Origin of the sequence: Rhodopirellula baltica SH 1 (assembly GCF_000196115.1) — a bacterium.
GTDB classification, from domain to species: Bacteria; Planctomycetota; Planctomycetia; order Pirellulales; family Pirellulaceae; genus Rhodopirellula; species Rhodopirellula baltica.
Genome location: NC_005027.1, coordinates 2,737,841 through 2,750,473 on the forward strand (window position 1 = coordinate 2,737,841; position 12,633 = coordinate 2,750,473).

At 55.5% G+C, this 12,633-nt stretch carries 10 protein-coding genes; 9 read left to right on the forward strand and 1 reads right to left on the reverse strand.

Features of this window, described 5'->3' with window-relative positions; all coding sequences use genetic code 11:
- Positions 1 to 43: 43 nt before the first annotated feature.
- The gene (locus tag RB_RS10675; RefSeq protein ID WP_011120382.1) at positions 44 to 1,420 is read left to right on the forward strand and encodes a sulfatase-like hydrolase/transferase; all 1,377 of its coding nucleotides are present in this window, start codon (positions 44 to 46) and stop codon (positions 1,418 to 1,420) included.
- A gap of 69 nt (positions 1,421 to 1,489) precedes the next feature.
- Here the strand turns inward: RB_RS10675 and RB_RS10680 are convergent, their stop codons facing one another.
- Complete coding sequence (locus RB_RS10680; RefSeq protein WP_164921853.1) at positions 1,490 to 2,314, reverse strand: helix-turn-helix domain-containing protein; 825 nt, start codon at positions 2,312 to 2,314, stop codon at positions 1,490 to 1,492.
- 168 nt (positions 2,315 to 2,482) lie between these two features.
- Here RB_RS10680 and RB_RS10685 point away from each other — a divergent pair, with 168 nt between their 5' ends.
- From RB_RS10685 to RB_RS10720, 8 genes are all read left to right on the forward strand, one after another.
- Complete coding sequence (locus RB_RS10685) at positions 2,483 to 4,066, forward strand: DUF1593 domain-containing protein (protein ID WP_011120384.1); 1,584 nt, start codon at positions 2,483 to 2,485, stop codon at positions 4,064 to 4,066.
- A gap of 89 nt (positions 4,067 to 4,155) precedes the next feature.
- The gene (locus RB_RS10690; RefSeq protein WP_011120385.1) at positions 4,156 to 5,523 is read left to right on the forward strand and encodes a pectate lyase; all 1,368 of its coding nucleotides are present in this window, start codon (positions 4,156 to 4,158) and stop codon (positions 5,521 to 5,523) included.
- 21 nt (positions 5,524 to 5,544) lie between these two features.
- Positions 5,545 to 7,611, forward strand: a complete 2,067-nt coding sequence (locus RB_RS10695) for an aceric acid hydrolase (RefSeq protein WP_011120386.1) — start codon at positions 5,545 to 5,547, stop codon at positions 7,609 to 7,611.
- A complete protein-coding gene (locus RB_RS10700) occupies positions 7,593 to 8,654 on the forward strand; it encodes a pectate lyase family protein (RefSeq protein ID WP_011120387.1) in 1,062 nt (353 codons plus the stop codon). The genes RB_RS10695 and RB_RS10700 overlap by 19 nt, the downstream gene beginning before the upstream one ends.
- 113 nt (positions 8,655 to 8,767) lie before the next feature.
- Entirely contained in the window at positions 8,768 to 9,460 is a 693-nt protein-coding gene (locus RB_RS10705; protein WP_011120388.1) for an orotidine 5'-phosphate decarboxylase / HUMPS family protein, read from the forward strand.
- A gap of 133 nt (positions 9,461 to 9,593) precedes the next feature.
- Positions 9,594 to 10,622, forward strand: coding sequence for a zinc-binding dehydrogenase (locus RB_RS10710; protein WP_164921854.1), 1,029 nt, complete (start codon positions 9,594 to 9,596; stop codon positions 10,620 to 10,622).
- An 85-nt stretch (positions 10,623 to 10,707) separates the two neighbouring features.
- Complete coding sequence (locus RB_RS10715) at positions 10,708 to 11,592, forward strand: sugar phosphate isomerase/epimerase family protein (protein WP_011120390.1); 885 nt, start codon at positions 10,708 to 10,710, stop codon at positions 11,590 to 11,592.
- A 64-nt stretch (positions 11,593 to 11,656) separates the two neighbouring features.
- Positions 11,657 to 12,619, forward strand: coding sequence for an SGNH/GDSL hydrolase family protein (locus tag RB_RS10720; protein ID WP_164921855.1), 963 nt, complete (start codon positions 11,657 to 11,659; stop codon positions 12,617 to 12,619).
- Positions 12,620 to 12,633 lie beyond the last annotated feature (14 nt).

Genomic DNA, 12,633 nt, shown 5'->3' on the forward strand with positions numbered 1-12,633 from the left:
TTCCATTGCCCCATCAGCCCAACATTCCTAGCGAATTTGCCGAATGCGTTTCCTCCTGATCTTTCTTGCTTGCCTTCCGCTGACCGTTTCAACCGCCAACGATTCGCGGCCGAACATCGTTTTGATCATGGCCGACGACATCGGCATCGAAGGGCTGGGATGTTACGGCGGGGTCTCTTACGACACGCCAGCCCTGGATCAGTTGGCCAGCGATGGAGTCCGGTTCACTCACGCGTATTCGCAACCGCTGTGCACCCCGACTCGTGTTCAACTGATGTCGGGCAAGTACAACCATCGCAACTGGAAGACGTTTGGAATCCTTGACCCTAACGTGAAGACCTTCGGTCATCGCATGAAGGAAGAGGGCTACGCCACGGCGATCTTCGGCAAGTGGCAATTGCAATCTTACGACCCGCCGGGTTACCCCGGTGCCGATGAACGTCGCGGAACGGGCATGCATCCCAAGGATGCGGGCTTCGACCAGTATGCATTGTTCCATGCATTGCACACCGAAGACAAAGGCTCGCGTTACGCCAATCCAACCATGTTGGAAGGCGAAGCAGGGCAGGGCGGTGAGCTGAAAATCTATCCCGGCCAATTTGGAGAAGACATCTGGGTCAAGAAGACGATCGACTTCCTCAAACGGGATCGCAATGAACCCGCCTTCGTTTACTACCCCATGGCGTTGCCGCACTGGCCGTTTGTCCCAACGCCAATCAGCGACGACTGGGATCCATCCCAACCAGCCGTGGAGCAACTGAAGTATTTCAAGGACATGGTCGAGTACATGGACGTTGCGGTTGGGAATCTGATTCAGGGGCTGCAGTCAAATGGTTTGCGAGAAAACACGGTCGTCATCTTTTACGGTGACAACGGCACTCATCTGAAAGTCGTCTCCGAACTCTCCGATGGACGTTCGATCCAAGGAGGAAAAGGCCTGACCAAACAGACCGGCATCCATGTCCCATTAATTGTTTCGTGGCCAGGCCACATCCAGCCCAATGTGAGCGACAAACTGATCGACGCCTCCGATTTTTATCCGACGTTAATTGAACTGGCAGGCGGCAAAGTGGCGGAAGATCCGACCATGGACGGAGTCAGCTTCGCGCCGGATTTGTTTGGCAAGAAGGGCCAGGATAAAGACTCCTTGTTCTTTTGGTACGACCCTCGTCCCGGCGAAGACAAATCGCAGTTCACTCGCGAAGTCTTCGCACTCAATCGGACTCACAAGTACTTTCGCGACGGCCGTCTGTTTCGTTTAACAGATCGTCCACTGGAAGAAATCGCGATCGACCGAGACCAAGCCACCGCCGAAGACAAAGCTGCGATGAAAGAACTGCAGCAGCGGATCGCCGATGCGATGGCGGGAGTCGACGAACCACCTTTGCTCGATGCGACCGGTCAACCGATCTCAAACTGAATGGTTCCATCGCCTGATGTTGGGATCATGAATCAATCATTTGGCATGGCGATCGCCAAACATCCCTCATCAAGTGACGCGGTGGTTCGCCCGAAACTTCCTGGGGGAACAACCACATGCCTTTCGAAACACTTCGTTGAACCGGCTCAGACTTTGAAACCCTGATGCCAAGCTGACGTCGAGCACCGATCGATTGGTCGTGACAAGCAACCGCTGGGCTTCCGACAAGCGATGCTGAGTGATGAAGCTGGTGATCGAGATACCGAACGTCTTTCGAAACAAAGTCATGGCATAGTTCGGATGCAGGTCGACCGCATTGGCGATCGCCTCGGAAGTCAGTGGCTGATGAAAATGGCGAGCGATGTAGCACGCCAACTGATCGGCGCTGGACAAGTCTTCCATCGGCTCCCCTGTTCCACCAATGGACTTGTCATGAGCAAAACGGAGCAGACGAGCCTGTATCTCAAGCTGTGCGGCACGAGCGAGTGCGGGGTCCTGGCTCGCCAAATCAGACTCCCATCTTTGAAAAGACGCTGAGTCCCGCTCGTCCTGAACGGAGCTGATTAACACCTCGCCCTGCAGCGTTCGGTTCACGATGTCAGCATCGATCCCCGATCGCATGAATTCGTTCAGTGGCAACGTCACCACAAAGTAAGGATCGTCCCCGTCAAACTCGACGATCTGATGAGGAACGGCTGCCCAAAACAAACCCATCTGCCCCGCATGAATGGTGTCCCGGTGTCCGCCCACCAAGTACGTCAGCGACCCGGACGCAAGGAAATTCACTTCGATTTCGCTGTGGCGATCGGCACGCGGCATCGCTACAGGCGTCCACCTTTCACAGGTGAATCCGTAGGGGGCGAACTCGGGACGCGTCGTATCAAACTGCTTCATCGACCTTAGAATTCCGTTACTTATCCGCTGCAACCGAGAAGACTCTCGGAAGAACGAAGCTTAGTCTAATCCCGTTAGGTACGACAAAGCAGTACGAACAGCCTGTCAAATTGCGGCTGCTGCGGCGGCAACTTCGTTGCTCAACAAACTCGTTTTTGAACGCCCCACATGATTCAACTATCTCGAAAAGCGTCTCTCGCCTGGCTCTCCGCTTTGTTGATTTTCGCGGTGGATGCTTCCCTTCCAGCGAACACGGCAGGTTCCGAAATTGAATTTGCTGGCGATGGCACGGGGCAGGCTGCAGACGGCAAAGCGGCCTCACCCGAGACTCAAGCATCGGGAACCAATCGCACCCCAATCGTCGCTCTCGGCGTGCCGAAGAAGTCGAACGCGAAGAAGAAACCACGGGTACTGGTCACCAGCGATGGCGAGATCGACGACCAGTGTTCACTGGTGCGGTTCCTACTTTACGCCAATGAGTGGGACATCGAAGGAATCATCACGTCGAGTTCCCAGTATCACGCCCACGGTCACAGATGGCCTGGCGATGATTGGGTGCAACCATTCTTGGCGGCTTACTCAAAGGTCTATCCAAACCTGGTCCAGCATGACCCGGAATACCCAACCACCGAGTTTCTTCAATCACGCACGCTACTTGGCAACGTGCGAACAGAAGGTGAGATGGATGAAATCACGCCCGGATCGCAACACATCGTGAAGGTGTTGTTGGACGAAACTGACGACCGACCGATTTGGATTCAAGCTTGGGGTGGCACCAACACCATCGCTCGCGCCCTGAAAACGATCGAGTTGGACCATCCTGACAAAATGGAATCCGTAGCAAACAAGATTCGGTTCTATTTCATCTGGGAACAAGACACCACGTACCAGTCCTACATTCGACCGCACTGGGGCAAGTACAACATTCCAACGATCATCTCCGATCAGTTCATCGCGATCTTTTATCGTTGGAAGAAATATCTTCCCGATAAGCAGCAGTCTTTTCTGGCCGGCTCGTGGATGCAGCCCAACATCTTGAAAGACCACGGTCCTTTGTGCGCGCTGTACCCAGCTCACACGGGAGACGACAAGGGTTTTGACGCTGGCGATTTTCGTTCCGAAGGAGATTCGCCCGCCTTCCTTCATACGATTCCGGTTGGACTTCGCAGCATGGAATCACCGGGCTGGGGCGGTTGGGGAGGCCGGTACGTCAAAGTCCGAGAGAACACTTGGTTGGATCCCGTCGCGGATCCGAACTACAGCTATCCCGAGGGGCGCTGGTACGGAAACTCTGCCTGGGGACGCTCGCGGCTTCGTGAGAACAGAACGAACGATCCCGAGCTGACGCAGTACGTGAAACCAATTTGGCGATGGACGGAAGCGATGCAAAATGACTTTGCCTCCCGAGCAGATTGGTGCGTCAAGTCTTTTGCCGAAGCCAACCATCCGCCCGAGGTCAAACTTGCGATGCCACTCGACTTGCAGGTTCAAGCCGGCAAAGAAGTGAGTTTGAGTGCACATGGATCGAGTGATCCCGACGGAAATCAACTGAGCTACCGTTGGTGGCACTACCAAGAAGCGGGCACCTTCCCACACACCATCCAGATCCGTGATGCCGCCCAACAAGACGCCTCGTTCAGCGTGCCCGAGTCGGCTCGGCAAGGCGAAACCATTCATCTGATCTGTGAAGTCACCGACAATGGGACGCCCGCACTGACTCGCTACCAACGCGTTGTCATCCAAGTCAAATGACGAAGCCGCCGTTTGCTCATCGCGAAAAACGGCAGTGACCTTTCCTACCGAAGACCGCCACCTCCTCACACTTCATCAAGTCCCCATCCATGACTCGTCCTTTCCTCAATGTGATCGCCATCGTTGGCATCCTGTTCATCGCCGCGGATGCTTCCGCGCAGAAGCCATTGGCCTTTCCGACCGCAGAAGGATACGGAAAGTACACGACGGGCGGTCGCGGCGGCCAAGTGTTCGAAGTGACCAACCTCAACGATTCCGGTAAGGGCAGCCTGCGGGCCGCGGTGGAGGCGAAAGGACCGCGAACAGTCGTCTTCCGAGTGTCCGGAACCATCAAGCTGAACAGCGACCTGCGAATCAAAAATCCGAACATCACCATCGCTGGCCAAACCGCCCCTGGAGACGGAATCTGCCTTCGAGGTTACCCGCTGATGATCAGTGCTGACGAAGTGATCATCCGATACATCCGAGTCCGATTTGGCGATGAATCGGGGAAAGACGCCGACGCGATCTCGGCCAGGTACGTCAAGAACTTGATCCTCGATCATGTGTCGGCCAGTTGGAGCGTTGACGAAACAATGTCCATCTACCACTGCGAAAACGTCACGGTCCAGTGGTGCATGATCACAGAGAGTTTGTTCGACTCCAACCATTCCAAAAGCAACCACGGTTTCGGCGGCATTTGGGGATCCAACCACAGCACTTACCACCACAACCTGATCGCACATCATTCCAGTCGCAACCCTCGGTTCGCATCCGGATGCGGCAACACGGATTATCGCAACAACGTGGTGTACAACTGGGGATATCGGAGTTGCTATGGAGGAGAAAAGAGACAGAACGACAAATTCAACTTCACCAACATCAACATGGTGGCCAACTACTACAAACCTGGCCCGGCGACGGATCCTGCCAGGGCAGCAGAATTGGCCGAACCATCTTCCCGTGGCGCCGACGACAAAGGGCATTGGTATGTCGCCGAAAACGTGATCGAGGGCAGCCCTACGGTCTCAGCGGACAACTGGAGCGGTGTTCGCGGTGCCAACTACATACAACTTGACCAGCCCTGGGAAGCGATGCCGATCAACCAACAAACCGCTGAAGAAGCATTCGAGGACGTTCTTCAGCATGCAGGAGCGTCCTGGCCCAAACGCGATCCGATCGATACGCGGATCATTCAAGAAGTTCGCGATGGAACGGCAACCTACGAAGGCGTCTATAAAACCAAGAAACGCGTCAGCAGTGACACTCAAATCACGGGCATCATTGATTCGCAACAGGACGTCGGTGGCTGGCCTGAACTCAAAAACGCAGCCGCGGCTCCCGACACGGACCACGATGGCATCCCCGATGCATGGGAAGCGGAGCATGGCATGGACCCGAACGATGCCAGCGACGGAAACCGAACCGGCAACGACGGATACACCATGTTGGAACAATACATCAACAGCATCCCGTAAGCGCTTCCAACCAGTACGCTTGTGACGCATTCATTTTACCTCGCCAACGCCGTTGGCATCGGACAACGCATCATGCGAATCGCTTGCAACATCCTTGCAATCCACGTTGGCATCTGTCTGTGCGTCTGCAATGCCAACGCTCAGCCGACCGCGTCTCTTCCTTTTCGCTCTGTTGAACCAGTCGCGGTTGGGGACGTGAACTGGACCGACGGTTTCTGGGCCCAACGCCTGGAGACTTGTCGTGAAAAGACGATCCCAGCGATGTGGGAGATCATGCGTGGCACCCAGTACAAGCCTTATCTGGAACATTTCCGCATCGCGGCCGGGTTGGCAGAAGGCAGGTACCGCGGGGCGTCGTTCAACGACGGTGACTTCTACAAGTGGATGGAGGCAGTTTGCTTGCTTCAAGCCGTCGACAAGGATCATGTCTGGGACCAACGACTCAACGAAATCATCAGGGTCATTGGCAAAGCACAACGAAGCGATGGTTACCTCCACACACCTGTCCTGATCGCAAACCGAAATGGCGATGACAGTGTCCAGCCAATTGGCGATCGCTTCAACTTCGAGATGTACAACATGGGGCACCTGATGACCGCGGCATGCGTCCACCATCAGGTGACCGGCAAAGACAGTTTGCTCCGCATCGCACAACGAGCCGCTGACTTTCTCGACGATGCCTACCGCAATCCAACGCCTGAACAAGCGGGACATGCGATCTGCCCATCCCACTACATGGGATTGCTCGATCTGTATCGCACCACCGGAGAAACCCGTTACTTGGATCTCGCGAAGCGACTGGTCAAAATGCGCGACCTGACGGTGGACGGGGGAGACGACAACCAAGATCGCATGCCGTTCACGCAACAGACCGAAGCGGTCGGCCACGCGGTGCGAGCCACCTATCTCTACGCGGGAATCGCTGACCTCTACGCAGAAATTGGCGACGATGCCTTGTGGTCGTCTCTGGAAAAGATCTGGCAGAACGTGGTCCACCAAAAGATGTACATCACGGGCGGCTGTGGTGCCCTGCATGATGGTGCTTCTCCCGATGGATCCAAGAACCAGCGAGAAATCACTCGCGTCCATCAAGCCTTCGGCCGCAACTACCAACTCCCCAACACAACGGCACATAACGAAACCTGTGCGAACATCGGCAACGTGCTTTGGAATTGGCGGATGTTTCTTGCCAACGGCGAATCGAAACACATCGATGTCTTGGAACTTGCACTCTACAACTCCATTCTGTCGGGCGTCGACCTCGACGGCACAAACTTCTTCTACACCAATCCACTTCGGCAATCTGACACGGCACCAGTTGCCCTGCGTTGGGCCGGAGGACGAAAGCCGTTCGTGACATCGTTCTGTTGTCCACCCAACCTGGCGAGGACGATTGCCGGTGTTGGCCTATACGCCTACGGAAAATCAGACGACACGGTCTGGGTCAACTTGTATGGCAGCAACACGCTGGACACCCACCTCACCAACAGCGGCCACGTTCGCATCGAACAAGCCACCGACTACCCATGGGACGGTCACATTCAAATCACCATCGCAGAGTGCCAGAACCAACCGGTGTGCTTGAAACTGCGAATTCCTGGCTGGGCGACGAAGACCACTTTAAAAATCGATGGTGTTCCAACCAAAACAACCATCAAGTCGGAGAGCTACGTTTCACTAAAACGAGTCTGGAGTCCGGGCACAGTCATCGAACTGGACTTCGCCATGCCCGCACGCCTCATCGAGTCGCATCCGCTGGTGGAAGAGACCCGCAATCACGTGGCAGTCAAACGCGGCCCGATCGTTTACTGCCTGGAATCAGTCGACCTGCCAGACGACACCTCGCTAGCGGATCTTCGAGTCCCGGAAGACGTGGAACTGATCCCACGTTTTGAGCCGGAACTTCTCGATGGAGTCACGGTTCTCGAAGGCGAGCTGAGTTTGAAGCAGAGCGGCCAATGGCGAAACCAGCTTTACCGCGAATTCAATCCGACACCGTCTTCCCCCGTTGCAGTCCAGCTCATTCCCTATTTCGCTTGGGCCAATCGCGGGAAATCTGAAATGTCGGTGTGGCTACCGCTCGATTGAAACTGCCCAGTGCCTCCAATTCCTATCACTCGATGGCGAACCTCAGCATGAATGACCAACCGTCCAATCCGCTATTTGCCGGACTGCTATCAATTTTCTTCGTCGCCTTCGTGTGGACGCCGCTCGCTTCCGCCGAGGAAAGTGACGCTCCCATCGGATGGGCCTCGGTCAGTGGCCGTGGAGTCGAAACGACCACTGGTGGGAGAAACGGTGATGTCGTGACAGCCCGCACCGCAGAGGAGTTGGCCGAGTACGCGTCCAGCCCCGAGCCACTAACCATTCTGATCGAAGGAACGATCACCGGAGACGGTCAAATCAAGATCTCGTCCAACAAAACACTGCTTGGTTTGGGAGCATCCACATCGCTTAAAAACATCGAACTGAACATGAGCGGTGTTTCGAACATCATCATTCGCAACCTCCACATCTCGGACGCTCGCGATGCGATCGCATTGCGGCGTACCCATCATGTGTGGGTCGACCACTGCGACCTCTCGGAATGTGGTGATGGCTTGCTCGACATCACCCACCAGTCCGACTTCGTGACCGTTTCCTGGACGCGGTTTTCGAAGCATCACAAAACGATGTTGATCAACAGCGGCACCAGCCAACCGGAAGATTCCGGCTACCTCAACACAACCATTCATCATTGCAGGTTCGATGGTTCCGACACACGCAACCCGCGAGTGGGTTATGGCAAGGTTCACGTGTTCAACTGCCTCTACACCAAAAGTGACTACGGAATCGGATTGCACTCGCAGTGCTTGGTACTCGCCGAACGCAACCACTTTGATCAAGTGAAGCATCCGATCAAACAAATGTATCGCCCGGATCCGACCGACATCCATCATGGATTTTGCGAGTCGGTGGAGAATGTTTTTCAGGATTGTCGAGGAGCACAGGACGACGAGGGAAAGAGCTTTCCCGCGAAAGAATTTTACGAATACGAATCCAAGATGGATGACGTGGCCCGTGTACCGGAGATTGTCCAATCCAACGCGGGCCCCCAAGAACACATCGGGAGAACAGCGTCGCGACAGTGACGAATGGATGAGAGTGAATTCTCGCGTGAAAGACCTCGGGCACATCGGAATGGGATACAATTCGGGCCTCCCGCCTGAACCCCACCATCCCTCCCTCCCCACGAGGCCGCGACATGCGTCCAATCGTCCAAATTTCGTTGGACCTGACCAACATTGATGAAGCCCTTGAGACCGCCGAACTGGCTATGCGGGCTGGCGTCGATTGGTTGGAAGCGGGAACTCCGCTGATTCTTGCCGAAGGCTTGCACGGCGTCCGAGAACTTCGCGCCGCGTTTCCCAAAACGCCGATTGTTGCCGACCTCAAAACGATGGACGGCGGGTACCTCGAAGCCGAGATGATGGCCAACGCCGGCGCGACCCACGTCGTGGTGATGGCTCGGGCTCATGAAGAAACGATTCGCTGCGTCGTTAGGGCGGGAGGCGACTTTGGTTGCCAAGTCATGGGCGACAACATGGTCAGCGAAGACATGGTCGCCGGTGCCAAACGACTGGAAGACCTGGGGTGCGGTTTCGTGATTCACCACATCGGCTACGACGAACGTCGCGGCATCGCAGCTCGCGGTGATCGCATGCCCAGTCCGCTGGATCAATTGCGTGAAGTCGTGGAAGCGGTCGAGATCCCCGTTCAAGCCGTCGGTGGCTTGTCGATCGAACAAGCCATCGAGTGTCCCAAGTACGGCGCCCCTTTGGTGGTTTTAGGTGCACCTCTGACCATCGATGCCGATGCGTTTCGCACCGCCGATGGTGATTTGGAAGCGTCGCTGCGAATGATCTGCGATGCTGTGCACGCTCAAGACGTCGCTTAAAAGGGACAGCAAGCTCTCTGTCATAACCCGCAGCGTAAGCAAGAGGTGGAGTTGCCCCGAACTCCACGCGACTGCTCTTGGATTATCAGACGTTCCGACTCAACCTTTCTATCGTCAATCAACAGGCAATCCCATGCAATCCGCTGCGGTGGTGAACTACGCTCCCGAACCAGGCTCCGTCGAAATTCGCGAAATCGATCGTCCGGAGATCGGCTCGCAAGATGTGCTGTTGGAAGTGTCACACGTGGGAGTCTGCGGCAGCGATCTTCATCAGTGGACCGCACACCATTCATGGCCGGTGAACTACCCCGTGGTGCTGGGACACGAGTTTGGCGGGCACATCGTGCAGCTTGGTAGCGATGTCGAAGGTTGGAAAGAAGGCGACCGCGTGGTCAGCGAAACCGCCGCGATCATCGATTCCAACAATCCCATGTCACGGCGAGGCCTCTACAACCTGGACCCCACACGAAAAGGGTTTGGCTACGGAGTCAATGGTGCGATGACTCGCTATGTTCGCGTTCCGTCGCGAATTCTTCATGAGGTCCCTCATTCGCTCGCATTTGAACACGCGTGCCTGACCGAACCCTGCTGCGTCGCTTACAACGCCGTCGTTCGCAATGCACGCATTGAGCCGGGTGATCGAGTCATCGTGATGGGGCCCGGGACCATTGGCATTTTATGCGCCGCCATGGCGCGGCTTTGCGGTGCCGAGGTGGCTTTGGTTGGACTGGAGTCCGATCGTCATCGTTTGAACATCGCGGAAGAAAACTACGGCTGCCAAGGCATCGTCGGTGATCCAACCGATTGGGCCAACCAACGCGACGGGCTGGGATGCGACGGCGTGATCGATGCCGCTGGATCCAGCGTCACGCTTGAAATTGCCATGCAAGTTGTCCGTCCTGCGGGATGGATCAGCAAAGTCGGCTGGGGTCCACAACCACTCGGATACAACTTGGATCCGCTGGTCCAAAAGAACGTGACTTTGCAAGGAAGCTTCAGCCACAACTGGCCGATCTGGGAACGCGTGCTGGCGTTGCTCACCAGCGGACAACTGAACGTTGCCCCGATCATCGGCGGCATCTGGCCAATCGACCAATGGCAAACCGCATTTGACAAAATGCACCGTGGCGAAGTCGTGAAATCTGTGCTCCAACCCATTTAATCCCAAGTGGAATTGTTCAAACGAATTAGCCGACGGCCGTTAGGCCCGGTTCTCACATCGCTTCATAGAAAACAGCAGTCCAACCATGCCTCAACTGGCCGCGTTTCCCAAAGCCTACATGACCGCTCTTTGCAAAGATGGCTCGATGAAGCTGTCCGAGTGGTTTGAGCTCGCCTCGACCCTGGACGTTCAAGGACTGGAGTTCTATGCCGGCTTCCTCGAACTGGATAGCCAAAGCAATTGGCCCTTGCTACGCCAACAAGTTGCAGACCGTGGGATGGTCATCCCCATGCTTTGTTGCTCGCCCGATTTCACCCACCCCGACCAAACGTTCCGCGACGCTCAAATCCAACGACAACTGCGTTGGATTGAGATGACGGAGACGCTTGGTGGCAGCTACTGCCGAGTGCTCAGCGGACAAAGGCGTCCCGAATTGACCATCGAGGAGGGCATTCGATTGGCCGCCGACTGCATCACTCAGTGCTTGCCTCATGCCGCCGATCGAGGCATCACGCTGATACTCGAAAACCACTACAAGGATGACTTCTGGGAATACCCCGAGTTTGCCCAATCCATGGATGTGTTTTGCGATCTGGTGTCCGCGATCGATCACCCGAACTTCGGCGTCAACTACGACCCCAGCAACGCATTCTTGGCCGGCGATGATCCTTTGGAGTTGCTCCGCCGCGTGTCGGACCGGGTTGTGACCATGCACGCCAGCGATCGCTTTCTAGTCGAAGGCACGCTCGAGGACCTGCGGGCAGAAGAAAGCGGATCGGTCGGTTACGCTCAACGACTCCGTCATGGTGAAATCGGCAAAGGCCTGAATGATTACGATGCGATCTTTCGCGAATTAAAATCCAAAGGGTTTGATTCTTGGATCAGCATCGAAGACGGCGTGGATGGCATCGACCAACTCCGCCGTAGCGTTGATTTCCTACGTCGCAAGATTTCTGAACATTGGAATTGATCCGACCGGCCCATCCCACCTTCACGCCATTCAACCTCTGTCCCACCTCGAAAGAACGCCGCTCATGTCTCGTCGCCGGCCAGCCAACATTGACGCAAACATCCTCAAACAGCCCGCTCGGTTCGGTTTCACAATCGCTGCTTGTTTGCTTTTCATCTGCCTTTCATCGAAGCCGCTTTGTGCAGACGAATCTGACATTGAATTGCTGGCCGAATCTCGCATCGCGGTCGTTGGAGACAGCATCACACAAGCCGGTCACTACGTCTCGTTTCTGTCGTATCAGTTGCAAAAGAGTTACCCCAATCGAACCTTCGACGTTTACCCATTGGGATTATCCAGTGAAACCGTCTCGGGATTGAGCGAAGATGGTCACGCGGGAGGCCGATTCCCGCGACCGTGTTTGTTCGAGCGATTCGACCGATTGCTTAGCAAAGTCAAACCGGACGTTCTGATCGCATGCTACGGAATGAACGATGGAATCTATCAACCGCTGGAAGCCAGTCGTTTCGCGGCATTCCAAAACGGCATTCAAAACATGATCGCTCAAGCCCAACAGGCAGGAGTGAAAAAGATCTATCTGGTCACACCGCCGATCTACGACTACCAACCCACAGACGGTTCCTTCAACTACGAATCGGTGCTTAGCGAATACGCTCGCTGGGAAACCAAACTGAAGCTCCCCAATGTCAAAGTCATCGACTTGCACACCGCGATGAGAGACGCCCGCATGAAACGCGACCAACCGTTTTCGAACGACAAAGTGCACCCCAATGAGGAAGGGCATTGGCTGATGGCACAAACCATCGCTTCCGCATTGGGAGCGAGCAAAACCAGCATGACATTAGCGAAAGCCAAAGCGGATCCCGTGTTCGCATCGATCGATGCGATCCGCAACCTGCGTTGGAAAGCCTGGATGAACCACATCGGTTACACGCGAGAAAAGACCTACCCACCACAACCCCTCGGCGGGTCAGAAGCTCTCGTTGCAGAACAGCAGGAAGCGATCAAGAAACTTATTGCCCGGTAAGACATGCAATTTGC

Coding starts and splice junctions, on each gene's coding strand:
- RB_RS10675 (WP_011120382.1), top strand. CDS start 44: ATGCGTTTCCTCCTGATCTTTCTTGCTTGCCTTCCGCTGACCGTTTCA.
- RB_RS10680 (WP_164921853.1), bottom strand. CDS start 2,314: ATGAAGCAGTTTGATACGACGCGTCCCGAGTTCGCCCCCTACGGATTC.
- RB_RS10685 (WP_011120384.1), top strand. CDS start 2,483: ATGATTCAACTATCTCGAAAAGCGTCTCTCGCCTGGCTCTCCGCTTTG.
- RB_RS10690 (WP_011120385.1), top strand. CDS start 4,156: ATGACTCGTCCTTTCCTCAATGTGATCGCCATCGTTGGCATCCTGTTC.
- RB_RS10705 (WP_011120388.1), top strand. CDS start 8,768: ATGCGTCCAATCGTCCAAATTTCGTTGGACCTGACCAACATTGATGAA.
- RB_RS10710 (WP_164921854.1), top strand. CDS start 9,594: ATGCAATCCGCTGCGGTGGTGAACTACGCTCCCGAACCAGGCTCCGTC.
- RB_RS10715 (WP_011120390.1), top strand. CDS start 10,708: ATGCCTCAACTGGCCGCGTTTCCCAAAGCCTACATGACCGCTCTTTGC.
- RB_RS10720 (WP_164921855.1), top strand. CDS start 11,657: ATGTCTCGTCGCCGGCCAGCCAACATTGACGCAAACATCCTCAAACAG.